The organism is Streptomyces sp. CB02400 (genome assembly GCF_001905725.1).
Classification (GTDB): domain Bacteria; phylum Actinomycetota; class Actinomycetes; order Streptomycetales; family Streptomycetaceae; genus Streptomyces; species Streptomyces atrovirens.
The window spans coordinates 234569-252939 of record NZ_LIWB01000007.1; the positions used below are offsets into that span (position 1 = coordinate 234569).

Here is an 18371-nt window from a genome sequence, read left to right on the forward strand (position 1 = left end):
CGGCCTCAGCAGCCCGTCGGCTCCGTACAGGGGCCGCCCTCGGGCAGATGCGTCTCGGCCCACTTGCCGAGTTCCTTGAGCGCGGGTCCCAGCGCCGCGCCCGACTCCGTCAGACGGTAGGTGACCCGCAGCGGCGGTCCCTCGTCGACCTCGCGGACCAGGAGTCCCGCGGCACCCAGTTCCGTCAGCCGGTCGGAGAGCATGCGCTCGCTGATGCCGGGGACGGCCCGGCGCAGATCGGCGAAGTACGCCGGCTGTTCCACCAGCACGGCCACGATCGGGCCGGTCCAGCGCTTTCCGAGCAGCTGGAAGACGCGGGTGATGCCGCCGTCCACCTTCTTGCACGCCTCTGCCTCATGCGCCTGCTCGACCGCCATGCGCCCAGGGTACTACGCCCCCACAAGGGGGTGAAAAAAAGTAAGTACCTGTGTTATTCATAGTCGAGTACGAAACTTCAGCGGTGGCGTCGTGACGCCTCCGCCCCTGCACCCATGGGAGAAACCCCGGATGGCCACCCTTCTGCACATCGACTCCTCCGTCTTCCCGGCGTCCGCCTCCGCGTCCCGCGCCGTGGCGGAGACCTTCCGCAAGGCGTGGGAGGAGCAGCACCCCGAGGGCACGGTGATCTACCGCGACCTCGCCGCGAACCCCGTTCCGCACCTCACCGCCGACGCCCACACGGCGGGCTTCGCGGACCCCGCCGCGCACACTCCCGGGCAGGCCGCCGCCTTCGCCGGGCGCCTGGAGCTGATCGAGGAGTTCGAGCGGGCGGACGCGCTGCTGATCGGCGCCCCGATGTACAACTTCACGATCCCCTCCACGCTCAAGGCGTGGCTGGACAACGTGGCCCTGATGGGCCGCACCGCGGGCGAGAACCCCTCCGCCAAGGGCACCCCGGTCACCGTGATCGCCAGTCGCGGCGGCTCCTACGCGCCGGGCACCCCGCGCGAGGGCTACGAGTACGTCCAGAACTATCTGCGGGCGGTGCTGGTCGACTTCCTCGGCCTCGACCTCGACTTCATCGTCCCGGAGCTGACCATGGCCGCGCAGAACCCGGCGATGGCCGAGCTGATCCCGCTCTTCGAGAGCTCCCGCGAGCGCGCCCACCAGGACGCGGCCATCAGGGCCAAGTCCCTCGCCGAGCGGCTGGCGGCGTAACCCGGCGGCGCCCGGCCCGCGGGGTCAGGCCCGGCGCCGGGCGTCCTCCAGGTAGTGCAGCACGGCCGCGACCCGGCGGTCCGTGCGGTCGGTCGGCGCCAGATCGAGCTTGGCGAAGATGTTGCGGATGTGTTTGTGGACGGCACCGTCGGTGACGACGAGCCGTTCGGCGATGGCCGCGTTGCCCAGCCCCTCGGCCATCAGCGCCAGCACATCCCGTTCGCGCGGGCTGAGCCGCCCCAGCCGGGCGTCCGGCCGGCTGCGGGTGAGCAGCTGGGCGACGACCTCGGGGTCGATGGCGGTGCCGCCGTCCGCCACCCGGTGCAGCGCGTCGAGGAACTCCTCGACCCGGCCGACCCGTTCCTTGAGCAGATAGCCGAGCCGGGCGCTGCCCTGGGCGAGCAGGTCGGTGGCGAAGGCCTGCTCGACGTAGGCGGACAGGACGAGGACGGCGAGCTCGGGCCGGCGCCGCCGGGCCTCCACGGCGGCGGTGATCCCCTCGTCGGTGTGGGTGGGCGGCATCCGGACGTCGACGATGGCGACGTCCGGTTTCTCCGCGTCCACGGCGGCCAGGAAGGTGTCGGGGTCCTCGGCCGTGGCCACCACGTCCAGGGACTCGGCGCGCAGCAGCAGTGCCAGCCCTTCGCGCAGCAGGGCGTCGTCCTCGGCGATCACGATCCGCATGGCAGGGTCACCTTCAGGGTGGTGGGGCCGCCGGGAGGGCTGGCCAGTTCCAGTGTTCCGTCGTGCGCCTCGGTGCGTCGGCGGATGCCGGTGAGCCCGGATCCGTTCCGCTCGTCCGCTCCGCCGCGGCCGTCGTCGTGGATCTCCACATGCAACCGGTCGTCCAGGCGGCGCACGACGACACCGGCGTCACGGGCGCCGCTGTGCTTGGCGATGTTGCTGAGGGCCTCGGCGACCACGAAGTACGCCGTCGCCTCCACGGACGCCGCGCACCGGCCGGGGACGTCGGCGTCGACGCGGCAGGGCACCGGGCAGTCGGCCGCCAGGGCGGTGAGGGCGTCGGGCAGACTGCGGTCGGCGAGGACCGGCGGGAGGATGGAGCGGACGACCGCCCGCAGTTCGGCCAGCGCCTGTTCGGCGGCCTCCTGGGCACGCTCGAGGACGGCGTCGGCCTCGGCGGGGTTGCGGGTCAGGGCGCGGCGGGCCGCGCCGAGCAGCACCGTGACCGCGACGATCCGGTTCTGTGTGCCGTCGTGCAACGCCCGCTCGACGCGTCGCAGTTCGGTGGCGTGGGCGTCGAGTGCGGCGGCCCTGGTGGCGGTGAGTTCGGCGACCCGCAGGACGAGGTCGGTGCCGGGGTCCGGGCTGAGCAGCCGCCGTCCGGGCCATGCCTGGAGCCGGGCGAGCGCGGGAACGCAGAGCACGATGGCGGCGACGAACAGCACACCGATCAGGGTGACGGACAGGGCTCCGGGCCAGTCCCGTACGGTCCACCAGCCCAGGGCCGCGGTGGACTCGCTCTCCGGCAGGAGGCGCCAGTACAGCGGGAAGGTGATGTCGTGTGCCGCGTTCAGCGGCAGCGTCGCCCCGATCAGTCCGAGGAGCAGGCCGAAGATCCCGTGCGTGCAGACCCAGCGCGCCTCACGGCGCACCGCGCGGTCCGCGAGCGCCGCCCGGAGCCCGGCCGGCGGCTCCGCGGGACCGATGAGCTCCGGGCCCCACCGGGACAGCCGGGCCCGCTCCCGGTCGGCGACGGCCCGCACCGCGTGCAGGGCGGACGGCAGCAGCAACAGGCCCACACCGGCCAGGCAGGCCACCGCCGTCAGGGCCAGCCACAGCGTCGCGAGCAGCGCCAGCAGGCCGGTACCCATTCCGCCGATGAGGTGTTCCAGGGCGTCCAGCGCGGCCCGCGCGCGGGCCGGCACGGCCCCTGAACGCCCAGGCCGGCCGGCCGCCGCCCCGTCGTGAGTCGCCACCGCCCACACCTCCCAGGCGCGGAGGATAGGGCACCGGGTCCCGGGCCCGCCGGGCCATCCGCCCAGTGGTACGGGACCGGAAGCGCTCCGGGGCCGGCGCGGCGTACTCACTCGCGGATGCCGATGCCCTCGACCGGAGGGGTGCGCAGGAGCCGGCCGACGGGAAGCACCGTGGCGACGAGCGCCAGGGTGACGGTGCCGCCGACGACGACGGCCCAGCCGGCGGCCGGAACGTGGGGCACGCGCTGCCCGGCCACGGCGTTGACGACCGAGGTCAGGGTGACGGCCGCGATCGCGCCGCCGATGACGAGCGCCACGCCCAGCAGGCCGGCCTGTTCGGCGTGCACCATCCGCTTCACCTGACGGCGGGTGACGCCGACCAGGCGCAGCAGGGCGAGTTCCCTGGGCCGGGCCAGGGCGGCCATGACGAGCGTGTTGGCGGCGGCCAGGACCGCGTAGCCGACCAGGACGGTGATGAGCAGCTTGTTCAGCCAGCCGCTGACGGCCAGGTCCTGGGCGATGTCGCCGGTGAGCCGGTCGGCGTCGACCACCGCGGCGGCCGGATACCGGACGGCCAGGTCGGCCAGGGCGGCTCCGACGTCCGCGCCCGGTGCCGTGCGGATGAGCACCTGGTCGTCGAGTCCGGTGACGGTGTGCCCGGCGAGGGTCTTCGTGTGGAGGGTGACGTCACCGAAGCCCCAGCCGCGTTCGTACAGGGCGACGACGCGCAGGGTGACGGGTGTGCCGTCGCCGAGCCACAGTCCGGCCTCGTCCCCGAGGTGCCAGCCGGCGGCGTCCGCCTGTGCGGTGGACACGGCCACGGTGCCTTCGCGCAGCCCGGCGAGGCTGCCCGACCGGACCTTCAGGTCCATCGTCCGTTCCACCCCCTTCGGGTCGATGCCCTGGGCGACCACGGTCCGTGCCTCGAGCTCGCCCGGTACGACGACCGAGGTGCGGCGCACCCCGGTCGCGGCGAGCACTCCGGGGACGCGGCGGGCCTCGGCCGTGGCGGAGGCGGGCAGGCCGGCGGCGCCGGTCAGGGCGTGCTGGGCGAGGATGCCGTCGCGGCTCTGGACGACGGTCTGCCGCTGCAGGTTGTCCTGTAGGAACCAGACGGTGCCGCCGAAGCCGACGGAGAGCACCAGCGCGGTGAGTACGGCGACCATGCCCCGCGCGTTGGCCCGCAGGTTCGCGGCGGCGAGGTAGCCGCTGTCGCCCCACACCGCCCGCAGCACGGGCCCGAGGAACCGGGCCGCGGCCTGGTTGATCCAGGGGGCGAGGAGCGCGACCCCGAGGACGAACGCGTAGAGCATGCCCATCGCGGCACCCAGCGCGGTCTGGCCGTCGGTGGCGCCGGTGAGTCCGGTCAGGGACACCGCGACGGCGAGGCACACCAGGCCGCTCACCACACGCGCCCTGCTGCCCGGGCCGCGCTCGACGGCCGCTTCCCCGAGCGCCTCGGTGGGTTTGATCCGGGTGACGCGCAGTGCGGCGATCCAGGCGGCCAGGAGTGCCACGGCGGCGACGGCCACGGTCACGGCCGCGGCGGACAGCAGCCCGCCCCGGACGGTGAAGTCCTCGGGCACGAACTCCCGGGACACCAGTTCGTCGCGGATGTACCGCGTGGCGAGCAGTCCGGCCGGGACGCCCACGGCGGCGGCGACCAGGCCGATCAGGCCCACCTCCGCGAGGAGCATCCGCCGTACCTGGCCCGGGGTGGCCGCGACGGCGCGCAGCAGGGCGAGGTCGCGGCGCCGGTGCCGTACCGACAGGCCGACGGTCCCGGCGACGGCGAAGACGATGATCATCGCGGCGTAACCGCCGAACGCGCCGCCGGCCTGGAGGGTGAAGGCCCGTGCGGCCGCGGCCTCGGGCTGGGCGGCCAGTCCGCGTTCGTCGCCGGTGTAGGTCGTCGCGTCCGCGCCGTCCGCCACCCGGCGCACTCCGGCGAGTACGGCCGAGCGGTCGGCGTCCGGTTCGGTGAGGACGCCGATGGCGTCGAAGCGGTCCGGGCGGGGGTCGAGGCGGGCCGCCCGCGCGTCGGTGAAGAACAGCGCCGCCCCCTCCCCCGGCGCGCCGTCCGTCTCGACCACGCCGCTCACCCGGTACGGCCGGCTCTCTCCCCCGGTGATGACGTCGATGCTGTCGCCGGGGGCGAGCCTGCGTCCGTCGGCGAGCCGGGTGTCGACGGCGATCTCCCCGTCGGCGCGCGGTGGTTCGCCGGCCACCGGCCGGTACGGGGCGAGGGCGGCGCTCGCCCAGCCGTGCCCCGTGACCGGCAGGTCCGGGGCCGCCGTCGTGGTGACCGGGATCGCACGGTCGCCCACCGCGCGTGCCACACCGGGCACTTCGGCCAGTTCGCCGGTCAGCTCCTCGGGGACGCTGCCGCGTTCGGGAAGCGCGATGGTGGTGTGCTCGGTCTCGCCGAACATCGTCGTGGCCACCCGCAGGTCCCGGTCGGCGACGACGGCGAGCGTGGCGTCATAACGCCCTGGCTGACCCTTGTAACGCCATCCGGACTCCACGAGCAGGGCGCAGGTCATCAGGACGGCGACGCCGGCGGCGAGCGCGACGAACGTGGCGACGAAGCCGCCTTTGCGGAAGCGCACCATCCGCGCGGCCAGGTGGAGCACGGTTCAGCCCTCCCGGCTCGCGACGGGCTGCCGGCGGCCGAGCAGTGCCAGGTGTCCGGCGATCCGCTCGGCGCCGGGCTGTGCCATGTCCCGTACGATCCGCCCGTCGGCGAGGACCAGCACGCGGTCGGCCCAGGACGCGGCGACCGGGTCGTGGGTCACCATGACGACGGTCTGCCCGAACTGGTCGACCACCGACCGCAGCAGGGCGAGGACGTCGGCGGCGGTCCGGGTGTCCAGGGCTCCGGTGGGTTCGTCGCAGAAGATCACCTCGGGCCGGGTGACGAGCGCACGGGCGATCGCGACGCGCTGCTGCTGGCCGCCGGAGAGCTGCGCGGGCCGGTGCCGCAGCCGTCCGCCCAGTCCGACCCTCCCGATCACCTCGGCGGCCCACGCCGGATCGGGCCGGTGGCCCGACAGCCGCGAGGGCAGCAGGATGTTCTGCTCCACGTTCAGCGCGCCCACCAGGTTGAACGCCTGGAACACGAAACCGATCCGGCTGCGGCGCAGTTCGGTCAGCCGCTTCTCGGACATCGACGACAGATCGGTGGCACCGATCCGTACCGTCCCCGAGTCCGGCCGGTCCAGTCCGGCCGCGCAGTGCAGCAGGGTGCTCTTGCCCGATCCGGACGGTCCCATCACGGCGGTCGCCGTGCCGCGCGTGAACACGGCGCTCACGTCGTCCAGCGCCACGACCGGCTGCTCACCGCCGTACGTCTTGTGCACATGGTCGAGGCCGACGGCGACGTCGGCCGGGGTCAGTGACATGGTGGGGCGCCTTCCGGGCGTGGTTCGTCGCGGTACCTGAACGACGGTAGGAGGCGCGGAGGCCGCCGCCCATGCAGCCAGTGACCGAACGATGGTGGTGCAGGCACTACCACCCGGCATAACGTCCGTGGTCGCGCCGTTCGCCCAGGCCCGGCGCGGTTCCGGCGGCGAGGACGCGGGACCGCAGGTCAACGGAAGATCACCTACCGGTCTCGACGGGCCCTCTCCGTGTCGTCTTTGAGACTCACCTGCAACGCTCCGTACCGCACGTTCCGGCCCGCCGCGCCGTCACAGTCACTGAAGTCGACGTCAACCGACCGAGGGGACACGGACGATGAAGTGGCACGGGACACGGCGGCCGGCCGGAGCGCTGCTCGCGCTCGCGGCGGCGAGCTGTCTGCTGGTGGGCGGCTGCGGCGCGGGGAGCGACGGCGGCTCCAAGGCGAGCGACGCCTCCTACGACCGCGGGGGCGACGGATCGGCGCCGCTGCCCGCCCCCGACCGGGGCTCGGGAGGGCGGTACGACGGTGAACGGGACGAGGGCGAGCAGGACTCCCGCGAGGTCGCCCCCGATCCCGACCACCTGTCGACCTTCGCGCTGGACGTCGACACCGCCTCGTACGGCTATGCCCGCCGCACCCTCGCCGAGGGCCGGCTGCCCGATCCGTCGACCGTCCGTCCCGAGGAGTTCGTCAACAGCTTCCGGCAGGACTACGAGCGTCCCGGCGGCGACGGCTTCACGGTCACCGTGGACGGCGCCCGCACCGAAGAGGAGGACTGGTCGCTGGTCCGGGTGGGCCTGGCCACCAGGGCCGCCGATCCGGACGGTGAACGCCCGCCCGCCGCCCTGACGTTCGTCATCGACATCTCGGGTTCGATGGCGGAACCGGGCCGCCTCGACCTCGCGCAGGACTCCCTCGCGACCATGACGGATCAGCTGCGCGACGACGACTCGGTGGCCGTCGTCACCTTCAGCGACGAGGCCGAGACCGTCCTGCCGATGACCCGGCTCGGCGGCAACCGGGGCGAGGTGCACGACGCCGTCGACAGCCTGGAGCCGACCGACTCCACCAACCTCGGGGCGGGTGTGGAGACCGGGTACGAGACCGCCGTCGAGGGGCTGCGCGAGGGCGCGACCAACCGGGTCGTGCTCGTCTCGGACGCCCTCGCCAACACCGGTGACACGGACGCCGACGCGATCCTCGAACGCATCGCGGAGTCCCGCCGCGAGCACGGCATCACCCTGTTCGGTGTCGGTGTCGGCAGCGACTACGGCGACGCGCTCATGGAGAAGCTCGCCGACAAGGGCGACGGCCACACGGTGTACGTGTCCGGCGAGGAGGACGCCCGCGAGGTGTTCTGCGAGCAGCTGCCCCGCAACATCGAGCTGACGGCCCGTGACGCCAAGGCGCAGGTCGCCTTCGCCCCGGAGACGGTCGCCGAGTTCCGGCTCGTCGGCTACGACAACCGGCGGGTCGCCGACGAGGACTTCCGTGACGACCGCGTGGACGGCGGCGAGGTCGGCCCCGGCCACACCGTGACCGCCTTGTACGCCGTACGCATCCGGCCCGGGGCCGACGGGCACCTCGCCACGGCGACCGTGCGCTGGCTCGACCCCGACAGCCGCACCCCTCACGAGGAGACGGGCGACCTTGAGGCCGACGGGCTCGCCGACTCCGTGTGGAGCGCGCGGCGCGGTCTGACGGTCACCGCGACCGCGGCCTACTTCGCCGACGCCCTGCGCTCCTTCGACCACCGCTACAGCGCGCTGCCGGGCGCCCCCGGTCTCGGTGAACTCTCCCAGCGTGCGGGTGACTTGGCGGACCGGACGGAGGACGAGGACATCCGCGGGCTGGCGAAGGCGATCCGCGCGGCGAACCGACTGGACTGACCCCCGCCCATTGACTGATTCCTACGCGCGGGTAAGTTGACTCCGGAGTAAGTAAGTACGGCAGCACCAGCACGAGAGCATCAGCCGCGACCGGGAGCCGTCATGGGCGTACGCAGGGATCTGAAACGGGCGACACGACGCACGGGTCCGACGAGCCGGACCGGAGCCGAGACCGTCAGGGACGAACACGGTGTCGTGCGTGAGGCCCGTACGGCGGCTCTGGCCCCGCGGCGGACCACCGGCAGCACGGCCGACATCCCGTTCACCAACGCGGTCGAGGCCCCCGACGCGGTGGTGCTGCGGCGCGAGGAGCACGGCACCTGGCGCCCGGTGACGGCGGCGGCCTTCGCCCGGGAGGTCACCGCCGTGGCCAAGGGGCTGATCGCCGCCGGACTGGAACCGGGCGACCGGGTCGCCGTGATGTCCCGTACGCGCTACGAGTGGACGGTCCTGGACTTCGCGATCTGGTCCGCAGGGGGCCGGGTCGTGCCGGTCTACCCCACCTCCTCGGCGGAGCAGGTGGAGTGGATCGTCCGTGACTCCGGCGCCCGGTACGTCGTCACGGAGACCGCGCAGAACACGGCCGCCGTCGCCGCCGGCACCGCCGACCACCCGGAACCCCCGCGCGTGTGGGAACTGGACGCGGACGCCCTCGCCGAACTCACCGCGCTCGGCCTGGACGTCCCCGACGAGGAGGTCACCGAGCGCCGTACGGCCCTGACCCCCGACACCGTCGCGACCGTCTGCTACACCTCCGGCACCACCGGACGCCCCAAGGGCTGCGTCCTCACCCACGCCAACCTGTACGCCGAGGCCGCCAACACGGTCGAGCTGCTGCACCCCGTCTTCAAGGAGGTCACCGGCCAGATCGCCTCGACCCTGCTCTTCCTCCCGCTCGCCCACATCCTCGGCCGCACCATCCAGATCGCCTGCCTGCTCGCCCGTATCGAGACCGGCCACTGCCCGAGCATCAAGCCCGACGAACTCCGGCCCGCGCTCAGGGCGTTCCGCCCGACGTTCCTGGTCGGTGTGCCCTACCTCTTCGAGAAGATCCACGACACCGGCCGGGCCACCGCCGAGAAGATCGGCCGGGGCGCCTCCTTCGAACGCGCCCACCGCGTCGCCGTCCGCTTCGGCGAGGCCCACCTCGACAAGTTCCTGGGGCGCGGCAAGGGTCCCGGCCCGATGCTGTACGCCGCGTGGGCGCTGTACGACCTGCTGGTCTACCGCCGGGTCCGCAAGGAACTCGGCGGGCGGGTGCGCTACGCCATCAGCGGCGGCTCCCCGCTGGAGCGGGACCTCAACCTCTTCTTCTACGCGGCCGGGATCATGGTCTACGAGGGCTACGGCCTGACCGAGACCACCGCCGCCGCCACCGTCGTCCCGCCGCTGGGCCCCCGCCCCGGCACCGTCGGACTCCCGGTCCCCGGCACCGCGGTCCGCATCGCCGGCGACGGCGAGGTACGCGTCAAGGGCGGCATCGTCTTCGGGTCGTACTGGAACAATCCGGCCGCCACCGACGAGGCGCTCGACGACGGCTGGTTCGCCACCGGCGACCTCGGCTCCCTCGACGAGGACGGCTATCTGACCATCACGGGCCGCAAGAAGGACATCCTCGTCACCTCCGGGGGCAAGAACGTCTCCCCGGCCGTCCTGGAGGACCGGCTGCGCAGCCGCCCGCCCGTCGGCCAGTGCCTCGTCGTCGGCGACAACCGGCCCTTCGTGGCCGCGCTGATCACCCTCGACCCCGAGACGGTCGCCCACTGGCTGGCGGTGCGCAAGCTGCCCGCCGGCACCCCGATGTCCGAGGTCGTCCGCGACCCCCGGATGCGCGCCGACGTGCAGAAGGCCGTCGACTACGCCAACGAGGCCGTCTCCCGCGCGGAGTCCATCCGCGCCTTCACCCTGGTCGAGGGCGAGTTCACCGAGGAGAACGGACTGCTGACCCCCTCGCTGAAGGTCAAACGGCGGGCGGCGCAGGAGGCGTACGCGGACGAGATCGCGGCCCTGTACTCCTGACCTCCGCGTCCCGCAGGACACGGAGGTAGCGCCTGCGGACGTGGAGCTGTGCCAGCAGGAGAACGGGGAAGAGCGGGCGCCAGGGGCCCGTCGGCGCCGCCCGGGTCAGGGAGCGCAGGGTCAGCAGGACCCGGCCGTCGTCGTCCCGGTGCACGATGAAGGCCTCTTCGCCGCTGACCGGGTGGCCCCGGCGGGTGCCGTAGGCGAAACCGCACCGGTCCCCGGTCTCCACCACGGCGACGACCTCGACCGGTTCCCGTACGACGCACCGGCCGAAGCCCGCCGTGACGGTGTACCGCCCGCGCTCACGCGCGCCGGTACCGCCCCCGTCGGCCGGGGCGACGGCGAAGCCGCTGCGCCGTTTGACCTCCCACCGCAGCACCGCCTCGCCGGCGGCGTTCCAGGCGTCCTCTCCCCGTCCGATCGTCACGGTCCTCTCGAACCGGCGGAACCCGGGCGGGGACTCCGGCCAGACCGGGACCTGCGGGGCGGTGGCACCGCGGGGGCCGTAGGTGAGGCCGCCGTCCTCACCCATGTGCGTCCGTCCTCCGCTCCAGGAAGTCGGACAGGCCCGTCAGCAGCCGGTCGACGTCCTCGCCGCTGGTGTAGGGGGCCAGGCCGACGCGGAGGCCGCCGGTGTCGCCGAGGCCGAGGCGGCGGGACGCCTCCAACGCGTAGAAGCTGCCGGAGGGCGCGTGGACGCCGCGGTCGGCGAGGAAACGGTAGGCGTCCTCGGTGCGGTGGCCGTCGAGGGTGAGCAGCAGGGTCGGTGTGCGCCGGGCCGCCCGGGAGTGGACGGTGACCTGCTCCAGGGCCGCCAGCCCCTTCTCCAGCCGGTCGCGCAGGACGCCCTCGTGTTCCTCGATCCCCTCGAACGCCGAGGCGAGCCGTTCACGGCGGCTGCCGCCCGGCCCGGCGCCCAGCCCGGCCAGGAAGTCGACCGCCGCACGGGTGCCCGCGAGGAACTCGTAGGGCAGCGTGCCCAGTTCGAAGCGCTCGGGCACCGCGTCCGTGGAGGGCAGCAGTTTGTCCGGGCGCAGTGTCTCCAGGAGTTCGGGGCGGGCGGCCAGGACGCCGTGGTGGGGGCCGAGGAACTTGTACGGGGAGCAGACGAGGAAGTCCGCGCCGAGCGCCTCGATGTCGGCCGGGGCGTGTGCGGCGTAGTGCACGCCGTCGACGTACAGCAGGGCGCCCGCCTCGTGCGTGATCCGCGCGATCTCGGCGATCGGGGGCATCGTGCCGATCAGGTTGGAGGCCGCGGTGACGGCCACCAGCCGGGTGCGGTCGGAGAGTTGGGCGCGGATGTCGTCGGCGGTCAGTTCGCCGGTGGCCGGGTCGAAGTCGGCCCGGCGGACGGTGCTGCCGGTCCGCTCGGCCGCCTGCACCCAGGGGCGGATGTTGGCGTCGTGGTCCAGCCGGGTGACGACCACCTCGTCGCCCGGTGACCAGGTCGCGGCGAGGGTGCGGGAGAAGTCGTAGGTGAGCTGGGTGGCGCTGCGGCCGAAGACGATGCCCGCCGGGTCGGCGCCCAGGAGGTCGGCCATGGCGCGCCGGGCCTCGACGACGACGGTCTCGGCGTTGCGCTCGCCGGGCAGGCCGTCGCCGCGGATCGAGAGCGGCCGGGACAGCGTGGCGGCGATCGCCTCGATGACGGGCAGCGGCATCTGGGTGCCGCCGGGGCCGTCGAAGTGCGCGGTGCCGGCGGCCAGTGCGGGAATCCGGGCGCGCAGTGCGGTGAGGTCGTACGTCACGGGGGCCTCCTGTCGATGCGGAAGGTGGGCGTGCCGGTCAGGTGGACGAGCCGTCGGCCCGCGGTGCGGGCGTCGGGTCGGAGAGCTGCTCGCGCAGATAGTTCCAGACGACCGCGACCAGCGCGGCCACCGGTACGGCGAGCAGGCTGCCGACGATGCCGGAGAGACTGCCGCCGAGCGTCACCGCCAGCAGGACGACCGCCGCGTGCAGTCCGAGACCGCGGCTCTGGATCATGGGCTGGAACACGTTGCCCTCGAGCTGCTGCACCACGACGATGACGGCCAGCACGAGCAGCGCGTCCGTCAGGCCGTTGGACACCAGCGCGATCAGCACCGCGACGAAGCCGGCGAACAGGGCGCCCACGATGGGCACGAACGCGGACACGAAGGTCAGCACCGACAGCGGCAGCACCAGGGGGACGTCCAGGATCCACAGGCCCAGGCCGATCAGTACGGCGTCGATCAGGCCGACGAGCGCCTGGGACCGTACGAACGAGCCCAGGGTGAGCCAGCACCGCTCGGCGACGGCTGGCACGTCCGTGGCGAGCCGGCCGGGGAGCTGCCGGCCGAGCCACGGCAGGAAGCGCGGGCCGTCCTTGAGGAAGAAGAACATCAGGAAGAGCGCGAGGACGGCCGTGACCACACCGCTGAAGACGGTGCTCACGCCGGTGACGGCGGTGGTGGCGATGGCCCCGGCGCTGTCCTGGATGCGGGCGGTCGCGGTGTCGAAGGCACCGGCGATCTGGGCGTCGTCGATGTTCAGCGGCGGCCCTGCGGCCCATTCGCGCAGCCTCTGGACGCCCTCGACGACACCGTCGGTCAGCTCGCCGGCCTCCGACGCCACGGGCACCGCGATCAGCGCCGCGGTGCCCGCGGCCACCAGCAGGAACAGCACGGTCACCAGGGAAGCGGCGAGCGCGGGGGCCAGGCCGCGCCGGCGCAGGAAACGGGTCGGGGGCCAGGTGAGCGTGGTGAGGAGGAGACCGACTATCAGCGGCCAGACCACCGACCACATCCGGCCCAGCACCCACAGCACCACCGCCGCCGCCACCAGGACCAGCAGCAGCTCACCGGAGACGCGCGCCGACGTGCGCAGCGCGGCGCGGGTTCTCCCCGCGTTCAACGTGGCAGACATGGAGGCACCTTATGGGGCCCGCCGGTCACGGTGATCGACCGGGACCCGCTCGGGATCTGCCCGGGAGGACGTCCGGCGGGGTTCCACCGTGTCGGCCGGGTCGCGGCCGGGGCCGGTGAGGCAGACTGAGGTCATGGCCGACCTCGATGCCCGCGGGACACCGTCGCGTCGGTTCCCTCCGGCACCGAAGAGCGTGGCGGAGGCCCGGCGGTTCGTGCGGGCCGCCCTCGACGGCGCCGCACCGGACCTGGTGGACACGGCTCAGCTGCTGGTCAGTGAGCTGGTCACCAACGTCGTCCTGCACGCCCGCACCGAGGCCGAGGTGACGGCCCGCGTCGACGACGGCACGGTCCATGTGCGGGTCGGCGACCGTCGGCCGGACCGCGGGCTCGTGCCGCACGAATGCCCGCCCTACGCCGGTACGGGACAGGGTCTGCCGCTGGTCGCCGGGCTGTCGTCCCGGCGGGGCGTCGACACCGGTGCCGGAGGCAAGACGGTGTGGTTCGAGCTGCGGCCGGAGGGACCGCCCCGGCACCCGGACGACTGGGAGCCCGCCGCGGCACCCTCCGTCCCGGGAACGACGGTGACGCTGCTCGACGTGCCGGCGGCGCTCTACGCGGCGTCTCAGCAGCACCGGCACACCCTGCTGCGCGAGGTGGCCCTGGCCGCCGCCGCCGGCCACGATCCCGGTGTGCCCCCGGAGGACCTGGCCGTCGCGCTGGACATGAGCCAGCTGATCACCGCGTCCGTGACGGCCGCGCTGCGGCGGGAGCCCTCCGGGCAGGCGATCCGCTCACTGCCCCTGTCGGTGCCGCCGGACGCCGAGCCGTCGGTGCAGACCCTGCGCGCGGTGCTCGACCTGGCCGAGGAGGGCGCCCGTGAGGAGCGCCTGCTGACGCTCCCGGCGCTGCCGCGGCAGCGCCTCTTCCACCAGTGGCTGTTCGACCAGATCGTCGGACAGCTTGCGGGGGCGCACCCCACGGCGTGGACGGTGATGCCCGGGGAGCCGGGCACCAGTCCCTCGGAACTGGTGGCGTGGGACGCCGGGCAGGTGCAGGCGAGCAGGACTCCGACGATCGCCGCCGACGAGCGGAACCTGATCATCGCGGCGAACGGGCCGGCGGCGGACCTGCTCGGCTGGCACGCGGACGACCTCGTCGGGCGTCCGCTCACCACGCTCATCCCTGAGCACCTCCGCCGCCGTCACATCGCGGCGTTCACGTCCCTGCTGCTCAGCGGGCAGCCCCGGATCCTGGGCCGCTCGGTGCCGCTGCCCGCGCTGCACCACGACGGCCGGCTGGTTCCCGTACGGCTGTTCATCCAGCCGCAGGAGACGGCCGACGGCCGCACCGTCTTCGTCGCCCAGCTCGCCCCGCGGGCCGCCGTGCCCGCCCCCTCGGCCCACCCGCCCGGCGTTGTCCGGCCGTCCGTGGCACTGCGAGTGCCGGACCGGCTGCCGCCGGCCGCCGCCGCGGACACCGGCCGGGAGTCGTACCTGCCCACGCTGGAGCGGCTGTCGCTGCTGGCCGACACCGCGGCCGCGCTGAGCAACGCACCGCATCTGGACGAGGGCCTGGAGCAGGTGGGCCGCATCCTCACCGAGCGGCTGGCCGACTGGTGCGTGGTGGACCTGTTCACGGAGGAAGCCCAGGTGGAGCGGGTCTCCATCGTCTACCGCTCGTCCCGCGGTCCCTGGCCCGAGGAGTACCAGGGCGTGCTCCCTCCGGTGTCCGACGCCGACCGGGGTCCGCTGGCCCGTGCGCTGCGCGGGGCGGGCCCGCTGCTGCTCACCGAGCCCCCGGCACCCAGCGAGGCCGCGGGCCCCTTCGACGCCCACCACCTGGGGCTGTTGCGGACCATGGGCGCGAACAGCGTGGTCGTCACCCCGCTGCGGGCCCGCAGGCAGATCATCGGCGCCCTCACCCTGGCCCGCCGCGGACGGGACGCGCCGTTCGCCGAGGAGGATCTGCCGCTGGTCGACGACCTGGTGCGCAATCTCGCCCTGGGGGTGGACAACCTCCGTCTCTACCAGGAGACGCGCAACATCGCCGAACGCCTCCAGCGTTCGCTGCTGCCCAGGCTGCCCGACGCCGGGAACCTGCAGCTCGCCGCCCGCTACGCGGCCTCCTCCGCCACCGCCCAGGTCGGCGGCGACTGGTACGACAGCTTCGTCCTGCCCGACGGCGACATCGCGCTGGTCATCGGTGACGTCACCGGGCACAACCTGGACGCGGCGATCGCCATGAGCCAGCTGCGCAGCATGCTGCGCGGCATCGCCGTGGACCGTCAGGAGCCGCCCGAGACCGTGCTGCACCGCCTCGACATGGCGAACCACAGCCTGTACCGCGAGGCCACCGCCACCTGCATCTACGGCCTGGTCAAGGGCGCCGAGAACGGTCCCTGGAACCTGCTGCACTCCTCCGCGGGCCATCTGCCGCCGCTGCTCATCCACGAGGACGGCCGCACCCGCTATCTGGAGGACGGCTCGGGGCTGCTGCTCGGGGTGGATCCCGATGTGCCCCGGCCCCAGGGCCGGAACGCGGTTCCGGCGCACTCGACGGTGCTGCTCTACACCGACGGCCTCATCGAGCGCCGCGAGGAGCATCTGGACGATGCCATGGAGCGGCTCCGCCGGCATGCGTCGGCGCTGGCCCGGGAACCGCTCGACGTGCTCTGCGACGAGTTGCTCATCGGGCTGGGCGCCGACAGCGACGACGACATCGCCGTCCTGGCCGTACGGCCCGTACCGCCGCGCTGACCGCCGTCCTTCGGTGGTCCGGTGGCGGCGCGTCCGGTCCGCGCGCCGCCGCCGGCCCGGTCAGTCGAAGGGGTCGAGGGTGAGGGAGGCCTGGCTCGGGTTGCCGTCGTGGACGAGCGACTCGTGGTTGCCCACGTCGTCGAAGGCGAAGGCGTACGCCTTGCCGTCGGCCATCTGCGCGTGGACGGCGCGGGCGTAGTGGTTGGTGACGGAGTCCTGGTAGAAGCCGCCGGAGCCGGAGTCGGGCTGGTTGGGGTTGGTCAGGAGCGTGGAGCGGTTGAATCCGGCGCACAGGGTGCGGGAAATGGGGCCGCGCACCTGGTCGTTGGGGGCGTCGAGCCTCCTGTGGCAGCCGAAGACGGAGGAGGCGTCCGGCTTCTGGAAGCTGGTGACGACGGCTCCCGCGCCGTTGGTGAAGTTCATGACGCCACCGGAGACCCGGCCGTGGTACTTGATGCCCGGCTGGTCGGTGAAGGGTGTGACCGTCAGGGTGGAGCCGGAGTACTTCTGCCAGACCCGGTTGATGTAGTCGTCCATGACCGACGCCGGCAGGGCGCCCGTCTCCAGTCCGTACAGCGGGGACAGGGCGCGCAGCACGGTGCCGTCGGAGCGGGTCTGGATCAGGCCGGCCCAGCCTCCGGACTGTCCCCTGAGCGTGTTGAGGACCGCGTTGTAGCCTCCGGGCCTGAGCCTGCCGGTGCTCGTCGTGCTGCCGTCGGCGCGCCGTACCCCCACCGAGTAGGGGGCGGAGAACATGTCCACCTGGGTGCTGTTGAGCCACAGGCCCGAGTCGTTGAGGGTGTACTCGGACCAGTTGAAGAGGATGTCGCGGTTGGGGTCCGTCGGGTTCTGCACGGCGGGCTGCACCAGGCCGCCGGTGGTCAGCTTGAAGACGAGTTTCCGGCCGTAGGAGAAGTAGATGCGGCCGGAGAACTTGGGGACGCGGATGGTCGTGGACTGTCCTGCCGCCGGGCCCGCTATCGAGGCGTCGGGCGCGGGGGTGGGCGGGTTGCCGCCCGCGGGCCAGGGGTGGAAGGTGCCGCTCGCGTCGGCCCAGCCCTGTCTGCCGGTCGACAGCTGGGTGCCGAGGTTGTAGACGTACACCTGCTCGCCGCGGCCCGAGTTGTTGGTGATCTTCAGGGGGATGGTGTCCGGGACCGCGGCGGCGTGGGCGGATGCCGGCACTCCGGTGGCGAGCAGTGAGCCGCCGAGCACCGTGGCGATGCCCAACCCCACCGCCATGGCCCGGCGTTTGAGTGTGCGCAGCATGCTCCTTCTCCGTTCGACTGTGGGGGAGTCGTTCTGAGAGCGCTCTCAGAATCTCGCCCTGGTATGGACCTGTCAACGGTTGGGGAGTCCGGTGTGCCGGGACGGCGGTCAGCCGCCGTTCTGCACCACGCCCCGGGTCGAGAAGGTGACGGGAGCGCCGGAGGTGAAGTCGCCCGGCGGGATGCCCGGATGGTGCCCCTCGGGCGGCTTGGGCCGCGCGGGGGCCGGGCCGAGCGCGAGCCGGGAGACGATGCGGTAGCGGTCGCCCCGGTAGAGGGAGTGGACGTACTCGACGGGACGGTCGCCGGTGTCGGTGGTGAGGCGCTCGAACAGCAGGGCCGGTGACAACTCGGGCACGTCGAGCAGGTCCGCCTCCGCGCGGGTCACGACGGTGGGCTCGATGGACTGCACCGCCTCCGCGACCCGCACACCGTGCCGGTCGCGGAAGTGCTCGTACAGATCGCCCCGTTCCAGTTCCCCCTCCGTCAGACCCGGCACCAGGTCCGCCGGGATGTGCAGGTGCTCGATGGCCATGGGTGAGCCGTCGACCAGCCGCAGACGGGCCACGTAACGGATGCGTGCCGCGGGCGAGACGCGCAGCCTGCGGCCCACCCGGGCGCCGGCCGGCAGGGTACGGAACTCCAGGACCCGGCTGGTCCACACCCCGCCGGCCCGCGGTACGGCGAAGGAGCCCCGCTCGGAGACCAGTTCCTGGGTGATCTTCTCGGCGGCGACGAACATGCCGCGGCCGTGCTCGCGCACCAGCAGCCCCGCGACCACGAGTTCGTCCACGGCCGCGCGCAACGTGGGCCGGGACACGCCGAGCCGGGCGCACAGACTGCGTTCCGAGGGGATGGCGTCGCCGGGACGCCGGGCCTCGATCAGCTCGAGGATCGCGTCGCGGACCCGTTCGCGCTTGAGCACGGCACCCGAGGCGGCGCGGTCGATCTCCATACGGGGCTCCCGTTCGTCGTCGGGCGGCGTGGCGGGCCGTGCGGCCGTCGGATCACTGGTACGGCCTCGACCATAACTGGTCCGCTCCGCAAGGG

The 18371-nt window shown here is 73.4% G+C and carries 14 protein-coding genes; 4 read left to right on the top strand and 10 right to left on the bottom strand.

The window, feature by feature from the left end:
- Positions 1-5 precede the first annotated feature (5 nt).
- Entirely contained in the window at positions 6-377 is a 372-nt protein-coding gene (locus AMK33_RS19195; protein WP_073934060.1) for a winged helix-turn-helix transcriptional regulator, read from the bottom strand.
- A gap of 130 nt (positions 378-507) precedes the next feature.
- Here AMK33_RS19195 and AMK33_RS19200 point away from each other — a divergent pair, with 130 nt between their 5' ends.
- Positions 508-1158, top strand: a complete 651-nt coding sequence (locus AMK33_RS19200) for an FMN-dependent NADH-azoreductase (protein ID WP_073934061.1) — start codon at positions 508-510, stop codon at positions 1156-1158.
- Positions 1159-1182: 24 nt separating this feature from the next.
- On the opposite strand, the gene AMK33_RS19205 is transcribed toward AMK33_RS19200, so the two are convergent.
- The 4 genes from AMK33_RS19205 to AMK33_RS19220 all read right to left on the bottom strand — a co-directional run bounded on the left by AMK33_RS19205 (position 1183) and on the right by AMK33_RS19220 (position 6499).
- Complete coding sequence (locus AMK33_RS19205) at positions 1183-1842, bottom strand: response regulator (RefSeq protein WP_073934062.1); 660 nt, start codon at positions 1840-1842, stop codon at positions 1183-1185.
- Positions 1830-3098, bottom strand: coding sequence for a sensor histidine kinase (locus tag AMK33_RS19210; protein WP_073934063.1), 1269 nt, complete (start codon positions 3096-3098; stop codon positions 1830-1832). Before AMK33_RS19210 ends, AMK33_RS19205 begins: the two co-directional genes overlap by 13 nt.
- 107 nt (positions 3099-3205) lie before the next feature.
- Positions 3206-5731 carry an FtsX-like permease family protein gene (locus AMK33_RS19215; RefSeq protein WP_107425145.1) on the bottom strand — a complete coding sequence of 842 codons (2526 nt, stop codon included), beginning with the start codon at positions 5729-5731 and terminating at the stop codon, positions 3206-3208.
- 3 nt (positions 5732-5734) lie between these two features.
- Entirely contained in the window at positions 5735-6499 is a 765-nt protein-coding gene (locus tag AMK33_RS19220) for an ABC transporter ATP-binding protein (RefSeq protein WP_073934064.1), read from the bottom strand.
- Between the two features lie 334 nt (positions 6500-6833).
- Here AMK33_RS19220 and AMK33_RS19225 point away from each other — a divergent pair, with 334 nt between their 5' ends.
- Both AMK33_RS19225 and AMK33_RS19230 read left to right on the top strand, forming a co-directional pair.
- Entirely contained in the window at positions 6834-8390 is a 1557-nt protein-coding gene (locus AMK33_RS19225; RefSeq protein ID WP_073934065.1) for a vWA domain-containing protein, read from the top strand.
- A 102-nt stretch (positions 8391-8492) separates the two neighbouring features.
- A complete protein-coding gene (locus AMK33_RS19230) occupies positions 8493-10409 on the top strand; it encodes an AMP-dependent synthetase/ligase (RefSeq protein WP_073934066.1) in 1917 nt (638 codons plus the stop codon).
- Here the strand turns inward: AMK33_RS19230 and AMK33_RS19235 are convergent.
- From AMK33_RS19235 to AMK33_RS19245, 3 genes are read right to left on the bottom strand one after another with little or no spacing between them, the layout of a single operon-like run.
- Positions 10351-10944, bottom strand: coding sequence for a DUF1990 family protein (locus tag AMK33_RS19235; protein WP_073934067.1), 594 nt, complete (start codon positions 10942-10944; stop codon positions 10351-10353). The genes AMK33_RS19230 and AMK33_RS19235 overlap by 59 nt on opposite strands.
- Positions 10937-12160 carry a cysteine desulfurase-like protein gene (locus tag AMK33_RS19240; protein WP_073934068.1) on the bottom strand — a complete coding sequence of 408 codons (1224 nt, stop codon included), beginning with the start codon at positions 12158-12160 and terminating at the stop codon, positions 10937-10939. Before AMK33_RS19240 ends, AMK33_RS19235 begins: the two co-directional genes overlap by 8 nt.
- Before the next feature lie 37 nt (positions 12161-12197).
- Positions 12198-13295, bottom strand: a complete 1098-nt coding sequence (locus tag AMK33_RS19245; RefSeq protein WP_073934069.1) for an AI-2E family transporter — start codon at positions 13293-13295, stop codon at positions 12198-12200.
- Positions 13296-13428: 133 nt separating this feature from the next.
- Here AMK33_RS19245 and AMK33_RS19250 point away from each other — a divergent pair, with 133 nt between their 5' ends.
- Entirely contained in the window at positions 13429-16053 is a 2625-nt protein-coding gene (locus tag AMK33_RS19250; protein ID WP_073934070.1) for a SpoIIE family protein phosphatase, read from the top strand.
- A gap of 60 nt (positions 16054-16113) precedes the next feature.
- Here the strand turns inward: AMK33_RS19250 and AMK33_RS19255 are convergent, their stop codons facing one another.
- Positions 16114-17322, bottom strand: coding sequence for a glycoside hydrolase family 64 protein (locus tag AMK33_RS19255; protein ID WP_073934071.1), 1209 nt, complete (start codon positions 17320-17322; stop codon positions 16114-16116).
- 108 nt (positions 17323-17430) lie between these two features.
- Positions 17431-18276 (bottom strand): GntR family transcriptional regulator, encoded by an 846-nt coding sequence (locus tag AMK33_RS19260; protein ID WP_073934072.1) that lies wholly within the window; start codon positions 18274-18276, stop codon positions 17431-17433.
- Positions 18277-18371: the final 95 nt, after the last annotated feature.

Coding starts and splice junctions, on each gene's coding strand:
- AMK33_RS19245 (WP_073934069.1), bottom strand. CDS start 13,295: ATGTCTGCCACGTTGAACGCGGGGAGAACCCGCGCCGCGCTGCGCACG.
- AMK33_RS19255 (WP_073934071.1), bottom strand. CDS start 17,322: ATGCTGCGCACACTCAAACGCCGGGCCATGGCGGTGGGGTTGGGCATC.
- AMK33_RS19230 (WP_073934066.1), top strand. CDS start 8,493: ATGGGCGTACGCAGGGATCTGAAACGGGCGACACGACGCACGGGTCCG.
- AMK33_RS19235 (WP_073934067.1), bottom strand. CDS start 10,944: ATGGGTGAGGACGGCGGCCTCACCTACGGCCCCCGCGGTGCCACCGCC.
- AMK33_RS19195 (WP_073934060.1), bottom strand. CDS start 377: ATGGCGGTCGAGCAGGCGCATGAGGCAGAGGCGTGCAAGAAGGTGGAC.
- AMK33_RS19200 (WP_073934061.1), top strand. CDS start 508: ATGGCCACCCTTCTGCACATCGACTCCTCCGTCTTCCCGGCGTCCGCC.
- AMK33_RS19205 (WP_073934062.1), bottom strand. CDS start 1,842: ATGCGGATCGTGATCGCCGAGGACGACGCCCTGCTGCGCGAAGGGCTG.
- AMK33_RS19250 (WP_073934070.1), top strand. CDS start 13,429: ATGGCCGACCTCGATGCCCGCGGGACACCGTCGCGTCGGTTCCCTCCG.
- AMK33_RS19220 (WP_073934064.1), bottom strand. CDS start 6,499: ATGTCACTGACCCCGGCCGACGTCGCCGTCGGCCTCGACCATGTGCAC.
- AMK33_RS19260 (WP_073934072.1), bottom strand. CDS start 18,276: ATGGAGATCGACCGCGCCGCCTCGGGTGCCGTGCTCAAGCGCGAACGG.
- AMK33_RS19225 (WP_073934065.1), top strand. CDS start 6,834: ATGAAGTGGCACGGGACACGGCGGCCGGCCGGAGCGCTGCTCGCGCTC.